The following is a 16,292-nucleotide window of genomic DNA, read 5'->3' as shown; positions in this document are numbered from 1 at the left end:
CGCATGCGGTTGACGGGCGAATGGGGAATGGGGGATGGCTGCGCGCGGGCGGTCGCTGGCGGACTAGCGGCGCGTTGCTCGGTGGACTGGGCGTCTTGCCGTGGTATTGGTTGCGGCTGGCTTTCGCTTGCGCGCGCCATGGTTTCAGTGAGGCTATAGGTGTGCGCTGCTGGACGCTTGTGACGTAGTGCGTGAGGCTGCGCACGTACCCTCATCCGCCCCTTCGGGGCACCTTCTCCCCCATGAAGGGGACAATGCCCCGACGGGAGAAGGGAGGCGCGCCTTCTCCCGCGAGAGGGCCAGGACTAGGTAATCGGCGCCGGATTGAACAGCGCCAGGTCGTTGTGCAGGCGGTGGTGCTCGGTCCAGGTGCGCTGGCCGCTGGCCACATCCAGATAGCGCTGGAACACCTCCCAACCCAGCTGCTCCAGCGTCTTGGTGCCGGTGGCCACGCCGCCGGCATCGATGTCCATCAGGTCGGACCAGCGTTGCGCCAGTTCGCTGCGGGTGGCGACCTTGATCACCGGGACCATGCCCAGGCCGTAAGGCGTGCCACGCCCGGTGGTGAACACATGCAGGTTCATGCCGGCCGCCACCTGCAGCGTGCCGCAGACAAAATCGCTGGCCGGGGTGGCGCAGTACTGCAGGCCGCGCCCTCTGACGCGCTCGCCCGGCGGGACCACGCCGTTGATCGGGGAGGAGCCGGACTTGGCGATCGAGCCCATCGCCTTTTCCACGATATTGGCCAGCCCGCCCTTCTTGTTGCCCGGTGTCGTGTTGGCGCTGCGGTCGGCCTGGCCGCGTGCCAGGTAGGCGTCGTACCAGGCCATTTCGCGCACCAGTGCCTTGGCCACATCGGCATTGGCCGCGCGCGGCACCAGCAGGTGGATGCCGTCGCGCACTTCGGTGTTTTCGGAGAACATCACCGTGGCGCCGGCACGCACCAGCAAGTCGGCGGCCACGCCCAGACCCGGATTGGCGGTGACGCCGGAAAACGCATCGCTGCCGCCGCACTGCATGCCCACCACCAGCTCGCTGGCCGGCACGGTTTCGCGGCGGCGGGTATCCAGATGGCGCAGCCGTTCTTCGGCCATGGTCATGATCGAGCCGACCATGTCGGCAAAGCCCAGGCTGGCTTCCTGCAGGCGGTAGACGCCGCTGTCGTCGACGCTGGCGTCGTCCGGCAGCAGCCGTTCGGGGGCAAGCTTTTCGCAGCCCAGTCCCACGATCAGCGCTTGTCCGCCGAAGTTGGGGCTACGCGCGATATTGCGCAGCGTGCGGATGGGAATGATCGCCTCCGGGGCGGTGATCGCCACGCCGCAGCCGTAGACGTGATTGATCGCCACCACGTCATCGACATTGGGATACCTGGGCAGCAGCTCGGTGCGGATGCGCTCTACCGCATGGCCGAGCACGCCGACCACGCATTGCACGCTGGTCATGATGCCCAGGATGTTGCGCGTGCCCACGCTGCCATCGCGATTGCGGTAGCCCTGAAAGGTATAACCGTGCAGCGGCTCGGGCTCCGGCGCGGGGTGCAGCGCCAGATCCAGTGCAGCCAGCTCGGGTGCCTCGGGCATCGCCAGCAACTGCTCGCTGACCCACGCGCCGCGCGCGATGTCGGCGTTGGCGGTACCGATCACCGCGCCCAGGCGGATCACCGCCGCGCCTGCGGGCAGGTCCACCAGCGCGATCTTGTGGCCTTGCGGAATGTGCTCGATGGCGGTCAGGCCATCGGCGAAGGTGGCGCCGGCCGGCGCGCCATCATCGTTGACGACGATGGCGACGTTGTCGCGCGCATGAGCACGGATGCTGAGCCAACGGGTGGATTGCTGGGTTGCGGACATCGGGGGGCTACCTTGCAAGACGTGGGGTGGACTGCATTACCGGTCGGGGCTGTCGAACTGGCGCCGGTATTGCAGGATCAGACGGTTTTCATCGACATTGCGCTGGTAATTGGAGCGGAAGGTGCCGTTGAACCAGATGACGCTCACATGCTTGAAACGCTCGCCCTGGAATTGATACGTGGTCAACACATCGCGCGCCCATTCGCGGCCTTCGCCCGCATAGGTTGCCGGGCGTGCACTGTCGCCGCTGATGTAGCGCGCCATGATGCTGAGCCCGGGGATGCCGATGCGCTTGCCATCGATGCTGTAGCGCAGCTGCCAGCTGCGTTCGCCGCGTTCGAGAAAATCGTTGATGAAGGTCCAGTTGAACACGTTGCCGTCGGTGCCGCCCGGCCACGGCATGGCGCTGGGCCCGGTCAGCTTCTGATAGCCGGCGCCGAATTCCTGCCCGCCCGTGCGCCAGGACAGCATGCTGCTGAACATGCGGTTGTCGATGAGGCCGGCACGTGATTGACCGATGTCGTCGGTGCGGAAATAGCGTAGGTCGACGCGGAGCTGGTCCTTGCCAAACGTGTGCGTCTGGATCAGGTTGTAGAGCTGCTGGCGGTAGATGTCTTCCATCACCGCGCCCTGATAGCGCAGCTGCGTTCCGGGCGCCAGCGTGTAGGTGGCCGATACCAGGTTGAGCGCATCCGAATCCGGCGTGCCCAGAAAGCGCCGGTTCTTGTTGGTCAAGGTGATCGGCACGCGCGAATCGCCATCGCGATACCAGGCGCTGGTGAAGCGGGCAAGCAGCAGGTCGAGCTTGGGGATGTCCTTGGATTCCAGCGTCACGCCCTGGAACGTCTCCGGCATGATGCGGGTGATGCTGGCGCGTACCAGCGGCTCGTTGGGAATGAAGCTGCCCCATTTCAGCTCGGTCTGCGAGGCGCGCAACTTGAGCGTGGGTGCCACGCGCACCAACGCATGTTGCGCGGTCCCGTCGTCATTGTTGGGCAGCAACCCGGTGCCGCCTTCGGCACGCACGCCATCGAGCTTGAAGTCGCCGATGCCGAGCAGATCCAGCCCGGCACCGATCGGGCCGCGCGTGTAACCGCTCTTGGCATCCACCACGAAGCCCTGTGCCCATTCGGCGCGCTTGCCCTGCCCGTCGCCGCTGCGGAAATCGCGGTTGTAGTAGAAGTTGAGCGCGGTGACTTCGGCCGTTGCGCCATTCCAGAATCCCGCGTCCGGTTCCTGCGCCCGCGCACGGCCGCCCGCACCGACCGCCAGCAGCGCCGCGCCGCTGAGTGCCATCATGCTTTTCATTGCTCGGTTCTCCACCTGCGTTGACCACGCGGTCAGGCGCTGCTGCCCGGGCGCGGGCAGCCAGCATCGGCACGCTTCAGCGCACCAGGCACGGCCGCTTGTTGTCGAAGGTCCAGTCGGGAATCAGCGCCTGCATGGCGGCCGCGTCATCGCGCGCGCCCAGGCCCAGGCTTTGATAGGTGCGATGCGCCGCGTCCAGTGCATCCAGGTCCAGTTCCACGCCCAGGCCGGGCTTGGCCGGCACCTGAATCTGGCCGCCTGCAATCTGCAACGGGTTGCGCGTCAACCGTTGGCCGTCCTGCCAGATCCAGTGCGTATCGATCGCCGTCACCTGCCCCGGCGCGGCAGCGGCCACGTGGGTGAACATCGCCAGCGAAATATCGAAATGGTTGTTGGAATGCGAGCCCCAGGTCAGACCCCAGTCGCGGCACAGTTGCGCTACGCGCACCGAGCCCTGCAGCGTCCAGAAATGCGGATCTGCCAGCGGGATGTCCACCGACTGCAGCTGGATGGCGTGCCCCATCTGCCGCCAGTCGGTGGCGATCATGTTGGTGGCGGTGGGCAGGCCGGTGGCGCGGCGGAATTCGGCCATGACTTCGCGACCGGAATAGCCTTGCTCGGCCCCGCACGGGTCTTCCGCATACGCCATGACCCCGTGCATGTCGCGGCACAGCGCGATGGCCTGCTGCAACGACCATGCGCCGTTGGGATCGAGCGTAATGCGCGCCTGCGGAAAACGCGCATGCAAGGCGTGGATGGCCTCGATCTCGTCTTCTCCGCGCAGCACGCCGCCCTTGAGCTTGAAATCGCGGAAACCGTATTTTTCATAGGCTGCTTCGGCCAGCCGCACCACCGCTGCCGGCGTCAAGGCTTCCCGGTCGCGCACCGCTTCCCAGGCATCGCTTGCATCGCTGCCGTCGCGGTAATCGAGCCCGGTCTTGCGGCGGTCGCCAATGAAGAACAGGTAGCCCAATACGTCCACTGCGTCGCGCTGCTGGCCTTCGCCGAGTAGCGCAGCCACCGGTTGATCCAGGAACTGCCCCAGCAGATCCAGCAATGCCGCTTCGATCGCGGTCACTGCGTGGATGGTGATGCGCAGGTCGAAGGTCTGCAGCCCGCGCCCGGCGCTGTCGCGGTCGGCGAAGGCGGTGCGTACCTGGTTGAGAATGCGCTGGTACTCGGCGATGGAGCGGCCACGCATGAGTACGGCCGCTTCGTTCAACAACCCGGCGATGGCAGCGCCGCCAGGCACCTCGCCCACGCCGGTGCGCCCGGACGAATCGCGCAGCACCAGCACGTTGCGGGTGAAGTACGGCGCATGCGCGCCACTGAGATTGAGCAGCATGCTGTCCTGCCCGGCGACCGGCACCACGCGCACGTCGGTGATGCGCGGCGTGGTACCGATGGCTGCAGGTGATGTGTGGATGGTCATGAGGATTCTCCGAGGATGGTCACAGCGGTGCGGGCACGGGCATGGACGGGCCGCCGGGGGGCGCCTTGAGTTCCACGCGCTTGATGTCGCCCACGATCACCAGATAGGACACCACCGCCAGCAATGCGTTGAGCCCGACGAACACCAGGGCCCACTCGAAGCTGCCGGTGGTGGAAACGATGTAGCCAATGACGATCGGCGTGGTGATGCCGGCGATGTTGCCGAAGGTGTTGAACAGGCCGCCGGACAAGCCGGCGATCTCCTTGGGCGAGGTGTCGGCCACCACCGCCCAGCCCAGCGCGCCGATCCCCTTGCCGAAGAACGCCAGCGCCATCAGCCCGACCACCATCCATTCGGCCTGCACGTAGTTGCAGCCGATCATCGTCACCGACATCAGCATGCCGATCACGATCGGCGTCTTGCGCGAGACGGTGAGCGAATAGCCGCGCCGCACCATGCAGTCGGACACATAGCCGCCCAGCACGCCACCGATGAAGCCGCACACCGCCGGCAGCGAGGCCACGAAGCCCGCTTCCAGGATCGACATGCCGCGCTCCTTGACCAGGTACACCGGGAACCAGGTCAGGAAGAAATACGTCAGCGTGGTGATGCAGTACTGGCCGATATACACGCCCAGCAACATGCGGTTGCACAGCAGCTGCTTGGCGTAATGCCACTGGGTGCCTTTGGGCTGAGTGCCGGGCTTGTTGCCCTGCTCCATGTCCACCAGTGCGCCGTTGCGCTGGATGTAGTGCAGCTCCTGTGCGCTCAGGCGCGGATGTTCGCGCGGTGCGTAGATGGTCTTGCGCCATAGCGCTGCCAGCAACACGCCCGCGCCACCCATCACCAGGAACACGTGTTCCCAACCCCAGGCATGCACCAGCCAGCCCATCAGCGGCGCAAATGCCACCGTGGCGAAGTACTGCGCGGAATTGAAGATGGACGCGGCCAGGCCGCGTTCGGCGGTGGGAAACCAGGCCGCCACGATACGGCTATTACCCGGGAACGACGGCGCTTCGGCAATGCCGACCAGAAAGCGCAGCACGAACAACGTGGTGACCGCCCAGGCCACCGGCACCCAGCCGATGAAGCCCTGCAACGCCGTGAAGACCGACCAGATCAGCAGCGACAGGCCATACACACGGCGCGAGCCGAAGCGGTCGAGCAGCCAGCCACCGGGAATCTGCCCGGCCACATACGCCCAACCGAACGCAGAGAAGATGAAGCCCATCTGCAGCGCGTCGATGCCCAGCGCATCCTGGACCGCGGAACCTGCGATGGACAAGGTGGCGCGATCGGCATAGTTGATCGTGGTCACCACGAACAACATCAGCAGGATCAAATAGCGCCTGCGCGGAACTGTCGTCGAACCGACGGTCGTTGAATCGGTAGCCATCATCGTTCCTCACCTATGACGATGGAAGCGCAGTGCGCTTCGGTACTCCAAATGGCGCCTGCAGCTGGCATGCCGGACCCTCCTCCGGCACGCCTCAGGCATGGTTGCCGCCGGTGCTGTCAGTCGTGCCCCAGTGCGCCGTCGACGCGTCGCCACACGCCGAGCGGATTGCCGTGCGCCACCGCCGCAGGCAGCAACGCGGCGGGCAGGTCCTGGTAGCAGACCGGCCGCAGGAAGCGATTGATCGCCAGCGTGCCCACCGAGGTGCTACGGCTGTCGGAGGTGGCCGGGGACGGGCCACCGTGCACCATGGCGTGACAGACCTCCACGCCGGTCGGCCAATCGTTGACCAGGATGCGGCCGGCCTTGCGCTCCAGCACCGGCAGCAGCGTGGCAGCCAGCGCGGTGTCGTCGGTATCCATGTGCAAGGTGGCGGTGAGCTGGCCTTCCAGGTGCTCGCTCAGCGCGCGCAGCTGATCGATATCCCTGCAGCGGACCAGCAACGACGAGGCACCGAACACTTCGGCTTGCAGTGCCTCGTCGGCCAGAAATGCATCGGCATCGGTGCCGAACAACGCAGCAGGGCAGCGCCCGGATTCCGCCGCAGCGCCGCGCGCCAGCGTGGCGACCTGTGGATGTGCCGCCAGGCGTTGGACGCCTTGCGCAAAGGCATCGCCGATGCCTGCGGTCAGCATCGCCGCCGGCGAAACGTCCTGCAGCGCCTGTGTCGCAGACGCGATGAAGGCATCCACCGCCGGAGAATCGACGGCCAGCAGCAAGCCGGGATTGGTGCAGAACTGCCCGGCCCCCAGGGTCAGCGAACCGACGAAGGCCTTGCCCAGGGCCGGCGCGCGCGCCTGCAATGCCTGCGGCAACAGGTACACCGGGTTGATCGCACTCATTTCCGCGTACACCGGGATCGGCTCGCGGCGGGCGGCAGCGATCTTGACCAGCGCCAGGCCGCCAGCGCGCGAGCCGGTGAAGCCCACCGCCTTGATGCGCGAATCGGCCACCAGCTGCGTACCGATCTCGATGCCTGCGTCGAAGAGCAGCGAGAACACGCCCTCGGGCAGGCCGCATTGCGCCACGGCCGCCTGGATCGCACGGCCCACCAGTTCGGAGGTGCCCGGATGCGCGCCATGCGCCTTGACCACCACCGGGCACCCGGCTGCCAGCGCCGACACCGTATCGCCGCCAGCCACCGAAAACGCCAGCGGGAAATTGCTGGCGCCGAACACTGCCACCGGCCCCAGCGCGATATGCCGCTGGCGCAGATCCGCACGCGGCAACGGTGCGCGCTGCGGCAGTGCCGGGTCGATGCGCGCCTGCAACCAGCTGCCTTCGCGCACCACGGTGGCGAACAGGCGCAGCTGCCCGACCGTGCGACCGCGCTCGCCTTCGAGCCGGGCGCGCGGCAGCCCGCTTTCGCGCATGGCGCGCTCGATCAAGGCATCGCCCAGCGCCAGGATCTGCTCGGCAATGGTTTCCAGAAAGACCGCGCGTGCTTCCAGCGTGGTTTCGCGGTAAGTGTCGAAGGCCGACTGCGCCAATGCGCAAGCCTGCTCCAGCTCCTGCGCGCTCACCGAGCCGAAGGCCGGCTGCAGCGATTCGCCGCTGGCTGCATCCACGCCATGAAAGTGCGCGCCGCTGCCTTGCACGCAGCGCTGCCCGATCAGCGATTGACCTGTGATGGCATGCATCAGCGGCGCCCTCCGATCAGTTGCTTGAGCAGCGCGAATTCTTCATCGGTCAGGTCCGCCAACGGCGTGCGCACCGGCCCGGCCGGGCGGCCGACCGCGCGCATGCCGGCCTTGACGATGGACACCGCATAGCCGGCGCGGCGATTACGCAGCACCGTGTACGGCAACACGAAGTCGTTGAGCTCGCGGTAGATGGTGGCGTGGTCGCGCGCGCGCACGGCTGCGTAGAAGTCCAACGCCCATTCGGGGAGGAAATTGAAGATGGCCGACGAATACGTGGTGACGCCCATTTCCAGATACGGCAGCGCGAAGGTTTCGGCAGTGGGTAGGCCGCCCACGTACAGCAAGCGGTCGCCCAGGCGCGCGTAGATACGGGTCATGCGATCCACATCGCCGATGCCGTCCTTGTAGCCCACCAGGTTGGGGCAACGCTCGGCCACGCGCGCCAGGGTCACATCGTCGAGCTTGGCGTTGGCGCGGCCGTAGACGATCACGCCCAGCGAGGTCGCCTTGCACACGCGCTCGACATGCTCGGCCACGCCGTCGGCATCGCACTCGGTCAGGTACGGCGGAAACAGCAGGATGCCATCGGCGTTGTTGCGCTCGGCGGCCTGCGCCATCTCGATCGCGATCGAAGTGCCGTAGCCGGCCGGCGCAATCACCGGCATGCGCCCGGCGGTCTGGGTCACGGCGGCACGCACCGCGCGGTTCACTTCGTCCAGGGTCAGGGAAAACAGCTCGCCAGTGCCGCCGGCGGCAAACAGGCCGGCAGCTGGATGCGAGGACAGCCAGTCCAGGTTGCTGCGGTAGGCGGGCTCGTCGAAGGCCAGGTCGGTATCGAAATGGGTGACCGGAAATGACAGCAACCCGGCGCCAAGCGCCTGGGCCATTTCGGTCGGTGTGTATCTGCTGCTCATTGGGCAAACGCTCCTGGACGGGGGATGCGATTGATCCTGGGACGGGAGATCGTTGCTGGTCCAAACCAAAGGACGTATTGTTTGATACATCAATTAAATCAATCGCCTCACCAGCCGCTGCAATGACCCGCAAATGCCTGCTTTACAACGGTTTTCTTGAGCCTGTGTAATTACCAATGGTTGCGCTCGTCAGCCACGCCACGTCCGCCTACGCGCCCATTCATCGGCGCTGGCGATGCACAGATGTTGCGGGTGCAGCATCCAATTCCAGCATGTCGCCAGCCAAGACCTTCGCCATGTTCGATCTGCAGCAACTGCGTTGCTTTGTGGCCGTCGCCGACGAGCTGCACTTTCGGCGCGCGGCCGAGCGCCTGAACATGACCCAGCCGCCGCTGAGCCGGCAGATCCAGCTACTGGAGCACAGCGTTGGCACCGCGCTGCTGGAGCGCAATAGCCGCCATGTGCGACTGACCCAGGCCGGGCGCAGCCTGCTGGCCGAAGCGCGCGCGATCCTGCGCATGGCCGAGAACGCCGGCCTGCGTGCGCGGCGGATCGGCACCGGCGATGCCGGCAGCGTATCGGTGGGCTTTACCGCCGGCGCCAGCTATCGCTTCCTGCCCGAGGCAATTGCGCGCTGGCGCAGCGAAGCGCCGGATGTGGACCTGCAACTCAAGGAAATGGTCAGCCTGGCGCAGCTGGATGCGCTGGATGCCGGCCGCTTGGATATTGGCCTGCTGCGTCCGCCGATCCAGCGCCAGGGCCTGCACAGCCGCTGCGTGGCCCGCGAACCGCTGATCGCCGCGCTGCCGGAAGACTCGCCGCTGGCGCAACACGACAGTCTGCGCCTGCAGGATTTCGACGGCCAGCCACTGGTCAATTACGCGCCAGACGAAGCGCGCTATTTCTACGACCTGCTGGCGCAGCTGTTCGGCGCACGCGGCATCGCACCGCGCTCGGTGCAGTACGTCAGCCAGATCCATTCGGTGTTGGCGCTGGTACGCGGCGGCATGGGCATGGCCTTGGTACCGGAAGGCGCCAGCGGCCTGCGCTACGCCGGCATCGTCTACCTGCCGCTGCGCGATGAAACGCCGGCCACGCCGGTGGAATTGCATCTGGTGTGGAAGCAGGACAACGACAACCCCGCACTGCGCCGGTTGATTGCCTGAGCGCAACGATTGAAGCGCATGTTCACCGCCAGCAACGTCGAGCGGCAGGCACAACGACGGCGCTCACCGGCAGGCTAGCGGGGGCGATACCCCGGCCGCATGTGCCACGCGTGCACGGCAGTTGCTGCCTATCGTTCGTGACTCACTTCGTCCGCGACTCACTGACGACGGCCAGCTCTCACTGCCGCCCCACGCTCTGCACCACGTGCAGGCGGCGCAGCCGGCGCATCACTTCGGCCAGATGGCGGCGGTCGCGCACCTGGATATTGAAGCGCAGCACGGCCGCATTGAAGTCGCGGTCCAGGTAATCCACGCGTTCGATATTGGACTGGCTCTGCGCAATGGCCGCGGCCAACTGCGCCAGCACGCCGGTGCGGTTTTCCACTTCCACCACCAGCGCGGTGTCGTAGTCCCCGGTCACGCTGGAATCCCAGTCGATCGGCACCCAGCGCTCGGGCGACTTGCGCAACTCGGCCAGGTTCGGGCAATCCAGCCGGTGCACCACGATGCCCTTGCCGGCGGTGTGGTAGCCCATGATCTCGTCGCCGGGAATCGGCTGGCAACAGTTGGCGAAACTGATCACGCCGCGTTCGCTGCCGTCGATCAGGATCTTTTCGTGCGAATGCTTGGAATGGCCGCCACCACGCAATTCCGCGTAAGCCATCAACGCCTGCGCGGCCTGGGTCGGCATCCAGTTGCCCAGTGCCACATCGGCTAGCAAGGCTTCCAGGCGTGGGTAGCGGTGCTCGTTGAGGAAGGCGTCCAGACGACCCTTGGGCAGCCGCTCCAGCGAGGAGTCCATCGCCTCCAGCGCACGATCGAGCATGCGGTGGCCCAGCTGCACGGCATCTTCGTGCTCGAGCTGCTTGAGCTGGTGGCGGATGGCGGTGCGCGCCTTGCTGCTGACCACAAATTCCAGCCACTGCGGCTTGGGCGTAGCCGAGCGCGCGGTGATGATTTCCACCGCCTGCCCGCTGACCAGCTTGGTGCGCAGCGGTACCAGTTTCTTGTCCACGCGCGAGGCCACCGCACGGTTGCCCACGTCGGTGTGCACCGCGTAGGCGAAATCCAGCGCGGTGGAATTGCGCGGCAACGCCAGGATCTTGCCCTTGGGCGTGAACAGATAGACCTCGTCCGGGAACAGGTCCACCTTGACGTTGTCCAGGAACTCCAGCGACGAGCCGGCGGCGCGCTGCGAATCGATCAGCTCCACGATCCAATCGTGCGCGCGGCTCTGCGCGCTATTGGGCGAGGCCGAGCCGACCTTGTAGGTCCAATGCGCGGCCACGCCGCGTTCGGCGATCAGGTCCATTTCTTCGGTGCGGATCTGCACTTCGATCGGCGAGCCGTAGGGGCCGAACAACACGGTGTGCAACGACTGGTAGCCATTGGCCTTCGGGATCGCGATGAAATCGCGGAAGCGCCCGTCCAGCGGCTTGAAGGTGGCATGCACCGCGCCGAGGGCGTGGTAACAGTCGGCCACCGAGCGCACCACCAGACGGAAGCCGAACACGTCCATCACCTGGTCGAAGGACTTGTTCTCTTCGTGCATCTTGGAATAGATGCTCCAGGGCGTCTTGATGCGGCTGACCAGCCGATGTTCCAGCCCTTCCTTGGCCAGGCGTTGGCTTAGCTGCACTTCCACCTGCGCCATCGATTCGCGCCGCACCACCGGCTGGCTGCGGATGTGTTTCTCGATGATGGCGTGGCGCCACGGGTACAACGCGCGGAAGCCCAGGTTCTGCAGCTCGGACTTGATCAGGCTCATGCCCAGGCGCTGGGCGATGGGTGCGTAGATCTCCAGTGTCTCGCGGGCGATACGGCCGCGCGCCTCGGTGCTCTGCGCGCCAAGCGTGCGCATGTTGTGCAGGCGGTCGGCCAGCTTGATCATGATCACGCGCAGGTCGCGCGACATCGCCAGCAGCATCTTGCGGAAACTTTCTGCCGCCGCTTCCTGGCGGTCGCGGAACTTGAGCTTGTCCAGCTTGGTGACGCCATCGACCAGCTCGGCCACCGCTTCGCCGAATTCGGACGCCAGCTCCTCGCGGGTCAGCGGCGTGTCTTCGATGGTGTCGTGCAGGATCGCGGCGATCAGCGACTCCATGTCCAGGCCCAGCTCGGCCAGCACGCCGGCCACGGCCACCGGATGGGTGATGTAAGGCTCGCCGGATTTACGGGTCTGGCCAGCATGCGCGGTGGCGCCGACCTCCCAGGCACGGCGCAGAATCGGCAGCTGCTCGCTGGGCAGGTAGCTGGCGGCGCGTTCGAAGTGCAGGACGTAGTCGGGAATGGCCTGGTCGGAAGACGGAGACGTCACGACGGTCGCCTGGGCAGTGGGGCCTGGGTTCATGGCGGAAGACTATGCCAGCGGCGCAGTGACGGCAAACGTTTGCACACGCCGGCGTACTGCCGGGCCCCAAAACGAAAACAGCCCGCGTGGATGCGGGCTGTTCGAATTGATCGCCGTGACGCGGGCAATCAATCGTCGTTCTTGGACATGTCTTCGTCGGCGACCACTTCGGCGGCGGCCCATTCCAGTGCTTCGCGCTCGGCACGCTCGCGCTCGGCTTTCTCGACTTCATCGATCAGCGCGTTGTCGATCCGGCGCGCGGCGATCTCGCGCAGTGCCATCACGGTGGGCTTGTCGCTGGCGTCGGCATTTTCGATCAGCGGCTGCACGCCGTTGGCGAGCTGACGGGCGCGCTTGGAGGCCATCATGACCAGCTCGAAACGGTTGTTCACGACTTCCAGGCAATCTTCTACGGTAATGCGGGCCATGCGGGCTCCCGGCGACCAGCAACGGCCGCGCATCGAATGAGGGAAAGGGGGCGGAGTGTACGCCTGTGCAGTTGAATGGGCAACCGATGGCCATTTAGTTACCTTTGGAATCAGCGACTTGGACCCGTGCGCCCGGCCAAGGGATCGTTGCCGGTGCGCAGACCCGGGCCCCTGCCCACCCGCTGAGCGCGTCCACTGCACCCGAATGCGAACCGCCTGGCGCCCTGTCGCATGGCCGGATCAGTGCCCGTCACGCCACCCGCGCTGCGGGCGACGTTCACGCATGCGCTCTCAGTCCAGCAAGGCCTGGATCAGCCCGGCATGCCGCTGCTGCTGGGCCTGCCGGCGCAGCCGGCTGGCGGTGAAGATGGCGCACATCTCCGACACGGCGGTGTCGAAGGTTTCGTTGATGATCACGTAGTCGAACTCTTCGAAATGCAGCATCTCCTCGCGCGCGGCAGCCAGACGCTGTGCCATCACGTCCTCACTGTCCTGCCCGCGCTTGCGCATGCGCTCGTCCAGCGCCTGGCGCGACGGCGGCAGGATGAACACGCTCACCGCATCGGGCACCTTCTGGCGCACCTGGCGCGCGCCCTGCCAGTCGATCTCCAGCAACACGTCGTGCCCGGCGGCCAGCTGCGGCTCCACCGACTGCCGCGCAGTGCCCTTCCAGTCGCCATGCACCAGCGCGTACTCGAAAAAGTCGCCCGCCTCGATCATGCCCTGGAATTCGTCGGCAGAGACGAAATGGTAGTGCTCGGCATGCCGCTCGCCCGGCCGCGGCGCGCGCGAGGTGAACGAGATCGACAGGGCGATCTTGGGATCACGCGCCAGGGTAGCGTTGACGATGCTGCTCTTGCCGGCGCCCGAGGGGGCCGCAACGATATAGAGGGTGCCGCGCATAGGATCAGGGATTCGGGATTGGGGAGTCGGGATTCGCGAACAGGCTGCGGACCGGTACCACCGGGGTCGACATGCTACCGGGATTGGCCGCGGCCCGCAGACATCGGGAACCGGCAACTGCCCCATCCCGAATCTCGAATCCCGAATCCCGGCTACTCGATGTTCTGCACCTGCTCGCGGATCTGGTCGATCAACACCTTCAGATCCACGGCGGCGTTGGAGGTGCGGCTGTCCACCGACTTGGAGCCCAGTGTGTTGGCTTCGCGGTTGAACTCCTGCAGCAGGAAGTCCAGGCGGCGGCCCACCGGCTCGCGCTGCTTGAGCACGCGACGGATCTCGGCGATGTGGCTGGAGAGGCGGTCGAGCTCCTCGTCCACGTCCAGCTTCTGCAGCCACAGCACCAGTTCCTGCTCGGTGCGGCCCGGGTCCACCGGATGCGGCAGATCGGCCAGGCGTGCGGCCAGCTTGACGCGCTGCCCTTCGCGAATTGCCGGAATCAGCGTGCGCACCTCGGCGGCGATACGTTCGATCGCATCCACCCGCTCGCTGATCGCCGCGGCCAGCTTGCTGCCTTCACGCTCGCGCGCAGCAACAAAGCTGTCGACCACCTCGTCCAGCAAGGCCAGCGCCTGCGCCTGCAGCGCGGGTGCATCCACGTCCTGCACCTGCAGCACGCCGGGCAGCTGCAGCAGGTCGGTGAAGCCCACCTGCAGCTTGGGGAAGACGCCATCCAGCCGCGCGGCAAGCGCGCCCAGTTCCTGCAGCAGTGCTTCGTTGACGGCCAGTGTCTGCGCGTTGTCCGGCGCGCGCAGGCGCAGCGTCAGGTCCAGCTTGCCGCGGCTGTTCTTGGCAGCCACGCGCTCGCGCAGCAGCGGCTCCAGCGCACGCAATTCTTCCGGCAGGCGCGTGCCCACTTCCAGAAAGCGGTGGTTGACCGAGCGCAGCTCGCAACCGAGCGTGCCCCAGGGCGTGATGCGTTCGCCGCCAGCAAACGCGGTCATGCTTCGGATCATCGTGAATCCCGTGCCGTCAAAGCGCGAATGGTACCCTAGCCGCCCTTGCCGGCTGCCTGCACGCCGCGCACTGACGCCCGACCCACCTCCCGACTTCCGGACTCATCGCATGACCTTTTCCCGTCCCAGCGGCCGCACGGCCGACCAGCTGCGCCCGGTGCGCATCGAACGCGCCTTCACCCGCCATGCCGAAGGCTCGGTGCTGGTGAGCTTCGGCGACACCCGCGTGCTGTGCACCGCCAGCGTGGAAAACCGCGTGCCGGGCTTCCTGCGCGGCAAGGGCGAAGGTTGGGTCACCGCCGAATACGGCATGTTGCCGCGCTCCACCCACACCCGTTCCGATCGCGAAGCCGCCCGTGGCAAGCAGGGCGGGCGCACGCTGGAAATCCAGCGATTGATCGGCCGCGCACTGCGCGCCTGCGTGGACCGCAACGCGCTGGGCGAGCGCACCATCACCCTGGACTGCGACGTGCTGCAGGCCGATGGCGGCACCCGCACCGCCGCCATCACCGGCGCCTACGTAGCGCTGGCCGATGCGGTGAACCTGCTGCTCAAGCGCGGCGACATCAAGAAGCATCCGTTGATCGGTGCGGTGGCTGCGGTGTCGGTCGGCATCTATCGCGGCGAGCCGGTGCTGGACCTGGATTACCCCGAAGACAGCGACTGCGATACCGACATGAATGTCGTGATGAACGATGGCGGCGGCTTCATCGAGCTGCAGGGCACGGCCGAAGGCCATGCCTTCCGCCGCGACGAACTCAACGCGCTGCTTGCCCTGGCCGAAAAGGGCATGGGCGAGCTGTTCGCGCTGCAACGCGCCGCACTGGCCGGATGAGCCGTCGCATCGCCCTGACCACCTTGCTGGTTGCCGACTACGATGCGGCGATTGCCTGGTACACCGGCGCGCTGGGCTTCCACGTGCTGGAAGATCGCGCACTGGGCGATGGCAAACGCTGGGTGGTGATCGGCCCGGGCGGCACGCAGGACGCCGGCCTGCTGCTCGCGCAGCCGGCCGACGCCGCGCAACGCGCGCGCATCGGCGATCAGACCGGTGGGCGCGTGGATCATTTTCTCTACACCGACGACTTCTGGCGCGACCATGCAGTCATGCAGGCCTTCGGCGTGGAATTCCTGGAAACCCCGCGCGAGGAGGCGTACGGCACGGTCGTGGTGTTCCGCGATCTGTACGGCACCAAGTGGGATCTGCTGGAGCCCAAGCAATGAAGCAACTGGTATTGGCCAGCGGCAACGCCGGCAAGCTGGAAGAACTGCGCGCCATGCTGGCGGCACTGCCGCTGCGCATCGTCGCGCAGGGCGAGCTGGGCGTGGAAGACGTGCCGGAAACCGGCCTGACCTTCGTGGAGAACGCGTTGATCAAGGCACGCCATGCCAGCGCAGTCACCGGCCTGCCGGCGCTGGCCGACGACTCCGGCCTGATCGTCCATGCGCTGGGCGGTGCGCCCGGTTTGTACAGCGCGCGCTACGCCGGCAGCCCGACCGATGCGCAGGCCAACAACGCCAAGTTGCTCGATGCCATGCGCGACGTGCCCGCCGAACGCCGCAGTGCGCGCTTTTACGCGGTGATCGTCCTGTTGCGTCACCCGGAAGATCCGCAGCCGCTGATCGCCGAAGGCAGTTGGGAGGGCGTGATCACCACGCAACCGCGTGGCGATGGCGGCTTCGGCTACAACCCGGTGTTTCTGGATCCGGTGCATGGCCTGACCGCGGCGGAAATGGACAGCGACATGAAAAACCGCCTGAGCCACCGCGCAGTGGCATTGGCAACGCTGCAGCACAAGCTGCACGCGCTCACGCTGTAACCGACGACCGCA

General features: G+C 66.4%; 14 protein-coding genes. 4 read left to right on the top strand and 10 right to left on the bottom strand.

All coding sequences use genetic code 11. The annotated features are described in order from the left end of the window. Positions 1–305: 305 nt before the first annotated feature. The 6 genes from garD to kdgD all read right to left on the bottom strand — a co-directional run bounded on the left by garD (position 306) and on the right by kdgD (position 8,600). Positions 306–1,847 (bottom strand): galactarate dehydratase, encoded by a 1,542-nt coding sequence (gene garD / locus ABQZ09_RS19345; RefSeq protein WP_349777668.1) that lies wholly within the window; start codon positions 1,845–1,847, stop codon positions 306–308. 36 nt (positions 1,848–1,883) lie between these two features. After that, complete coding sequence (locus ABQZ09_RS19340) at positions 1,884–3,155, bottom strand: OprD family porin (protein WP_349777667.1); 1,272 nt, start codon at positions 3,153–3,155, stop codon at positions 1,884–1,886. A 76-nt stretch (positions 3,156–3,231) separates the two neighbouring features. Further along, complete coding sequence (gene gudD / locus ABQZ09_RS19335; protein ID WP_184556263.1) at positions 3,232–4,587, bottom strand: glucarate dehydratase; 1,356 nt, start codon at positions 4,585–4,587, stop codon at positions 3,232–3,234. Between the two features lie 19 nt (positions 4,588–4,606). Further along, a complete protein-coding gene (locus tag ABQZ09_RS19330; protein ID WP_349777666.1) occupies positions 4,607–5,986 on the bottom strand; it encodes an MFS transporter in 1,380 nt (459 codons plus the stop codon). Positions 5,987–6,102: 116 nt separating this feature from the next. After that, a complete protein-coding gene (locus tag ABQZ09_RS19325; protein ID WP_349777665.1) occupies positions 6,103–7,683 on the bottom strand; it encodes an aldehyde dehydrogenase (NADP(+)) in 1,581 nt (526 codons plus the stop codon). Beyond that, positions 7,683–8,600: a 5-dehydro-4-deoxyglucarate dehydratase gene (kdgD, locus tag ABQZ09_RS19320; RefSeq protein WP_349777664.1), complete on the bottom strand. Its 918-nt coding sequence runs from the start codon at positions 8,598–8,600 to the stop codon at positions 7,683–7,685. The genes ABQZ09_RS19325 and kdgD overlap by 1 nt, the downstream gene beginning before the upstream one ends. 296 nt (positions 8,601–8,896) lie before the next feature. Between kdgD and ABQZ09_RS19315 the strand changes: the two genes are divergently transcribed. Further along, on the top strand, positions 8,897–9,766 hold the full coding sequence (locus tag ABQZ09_RS19315) for a LysR family transcriptional regulator (RefSeq protein ID WP_039410367.1): 870 nt from the start codon (positions 8,897–8,899) through the stop codon (positions 9,764–9,766). A gap of 178 nt (positions 9,767–9,944) precedes the next feature. Here the strand turns inward: ABQZ09_RS19315 and ABQZ09_RS19310 are convergent, their stop codons facing one another. The 4 genes from ABQZ09_RS19310 to ABQZ09_RS19295 form a co-directional block, all read right to left on the bottom strand. Then, positions 9,945–12,116 carry a RelA/SpoT family protein gene (locus tag ABQZ09_RS19310; protein ID WP_039410369.1) on the bottom strand — a complete coding sequence of 724 codons (2,172 nt, stop codon included), beginning with the start codon at positions 12,114–12,116 and terminating at the stop codon, positions 9,945–9,947. A 128-nt stretch (positions 12,117–12,244) separates the two neighbouring features. Continuing rightward, complete coding sequence (gene rpoZ, locus ABQZ09_RS19305) at positions 12,245–12,544, bottom strand: DNA-directed RNA polymerase subunit omega (RefSeq protein ID WP_002812428.1); 300 nt, start codon at positions 12,542–12,544, stop codon at positions 12,245–12,247. A gap of 291 nt (positions 12,545–12,835) precedes the next feature. Beyond that, positions 12,836–13,447, bottom strand: a complete 612-nt coding sequence (gene gmk / locus ABQZ09_RS19300) for a guanylate kinase (protein WP_005996765.1) — start codon at positions 13,445–13,447, stop codon at positions 12,836–12,838. 152 nt (positions 13,448–13,599) lie between these two features. Next, complete coding sequence (locus ABQZ09_RS19295) at positions 13,600–14,460, bottom strand: YicC/YloC family endoribonuclease (RefSeq protein ID WP_039410400.1); 861 nt, start codon at positions 14,458–14,460, stop codon at positions 13,600–13,602. 109 nt (positions 14,461–14,569) lie between these two features. Between ABQZ09_RS19295 and rph the strand changes: the two genes are divergently transcribed. From rph to rdgB, 3 genes are read left to right on the top strand one after another with little or no spacing between them, the layout of a single operon-like run. Continuing rightward, positions 14,570–15,295 (top strand): ribonuclease PH, encoded by a 726-nt coding sequence (rph, locus tag ABQZ09_RS19290; RefSeq protein ID WP_005996762.1) that lies wholly within the window; start codon positions 14,570–14,572, stop codon positions 15,293–15,295. Next, positions 15,292–15,684 (top strand): VOC family protein, encoded by a 393-nt coding sequence (locus tag ABQZ09_RS19285; protein ID WP_349777663.1) that lies wholly within the window; start codon positions 15,292–15,294, stop codon positions 15,682–15,684. Before rph ends, ABQZ09_RS19285 begins: the two co-directional genes overlap by 4 nt. Continuing rightward, positions 15,681–16,280 (top strand): RdgB/HAM1 family non-canonical purine NTP pyrophosphatase, encoded by a 600-nt coding sequence (gene rdgB, locus ABQZ09_RS19280; protein WP_349777662.1) that lies wholly within the window; start codon positions 15,681–15,683, stop codon positions 16,278–16,280. The genes ABQZ09_RS19285 and rdgB overlap by 4 nt, the downstream gene beginning before the upstream one ends. The last annotated feature ends 12 nt before the right edge of the window (positions 16,281–16,292 follow it).

The sequence above is a fragment of the Xanthomonas sp. WHRI 6106 genome, assembly GCF_040202405.1.
Classification (GTDB): Bacteria; Pseudomonadota; Gammaproteobacteria; order Xanthomonadales; family Xanthomonadaceae; genus Xanthomonas; species Xanthomonas cannabis.
This window is presented reverse-complemented; position numbering and strand designations above follow the sequence as displayed.

Bases quoted from the DNA above. Each gene is read 5' to 3' on its own strand.
- ABQZ09_RS19340 (WP_349777667.1), bottom strand. From the start codon at position 3,155: ATGAAAAGCATGATGGCACTCAGCGGCGCGGCGCTGCTGGCGGTCGGT.
- gmk (WP_005996765.1), bottom strand. From the start codon at position 13,447: ATGCGCGGCACCCTCTATATCGTTGCGGCCCCCTCGGGCGCCGGCAAG.
- ABQZ09_RS19315 (WP_039410367.1), top strand. From the start codon at position 8,897: ATGTTCGATCTGCAGCAACTGCGTTGCTTTGTGGCCGTCGCCGACGAG.
- rph (WP_005996762.1), top strand. From the start codon at position 14,570: ATGACCTTTTCCCGTCCCAGCGGCCGCACGGCCGACCAGCTGCGCCCG.
- rpoZ (WP_002812428.1), bottom strand. From the start codon at position 12,544: ATGGCCCGCATTACCGTAGAAGATTGCCTGGAAGTCGTGAACAACCGT.
- ABQZ09_RS19285 (WP_349777663.1), top strand. From the start codon at position 15,292: ATGAGCCGTCGCATCGCCCTGACCACCTTGCTGGTTGCCGACTACGAT.
- gudD (WP_184556263.1), bottom strand. From the start codon at position 4,587: ATGACCATCCACACATCACCTGCAGCCATCGGTACCACGCCGCGCATC.
- ABQZ09_RS19310 (WP_039410369.1), bottom strand. From the start codon at position 12,116: ATGAACCCAGGCCCCACTGCCCAGGCGACCGTCGTGACGTCTCCGTCT.
- rdgB (WP_349777662.1), top strand. From the start codon at position 15,681: ATGAAGCAACTGGTATTGGCCAGCGGCAACGCCGGCAAGCTGGAAGAA.
- ABQZ09_RS19295 (WP_039410400.1), bottom strand. From the start codon at position 14,460: ATGATCCGAAGCATGACCGCGTTTGCTGGCGGCGAACGCATCACGCCC.
- kdgD (WP_349777664.1), bottom strand. From the start codon at position 8,600: ATGAGCAGCAGATACACACCGACCGAAATGGCCCAGGCGCTTGGCGCC.
- garD (WP_349777668.1), bottom strand. From the start codon at position 1,847: ATGTCCGCAACCCAGCAATCCACCCGTTGGCTCAGCATCCGTGCTCAT.
- ABQZ09_RS19330 (WP_349777666.1), bottom strand. From the start codon at position 5,986: ATGATGGCTACCGATTCAACGACCGTCGGTTCGACGACAGTTCCGCGC.
- ABQZ09_RS19325 (WP_349777665.1), bottom strand. From the start codon at position 7,683: ATGCATGCCATCACAGGTCAATCGCTGATCGGGCAGCGCTGCGTGCAA.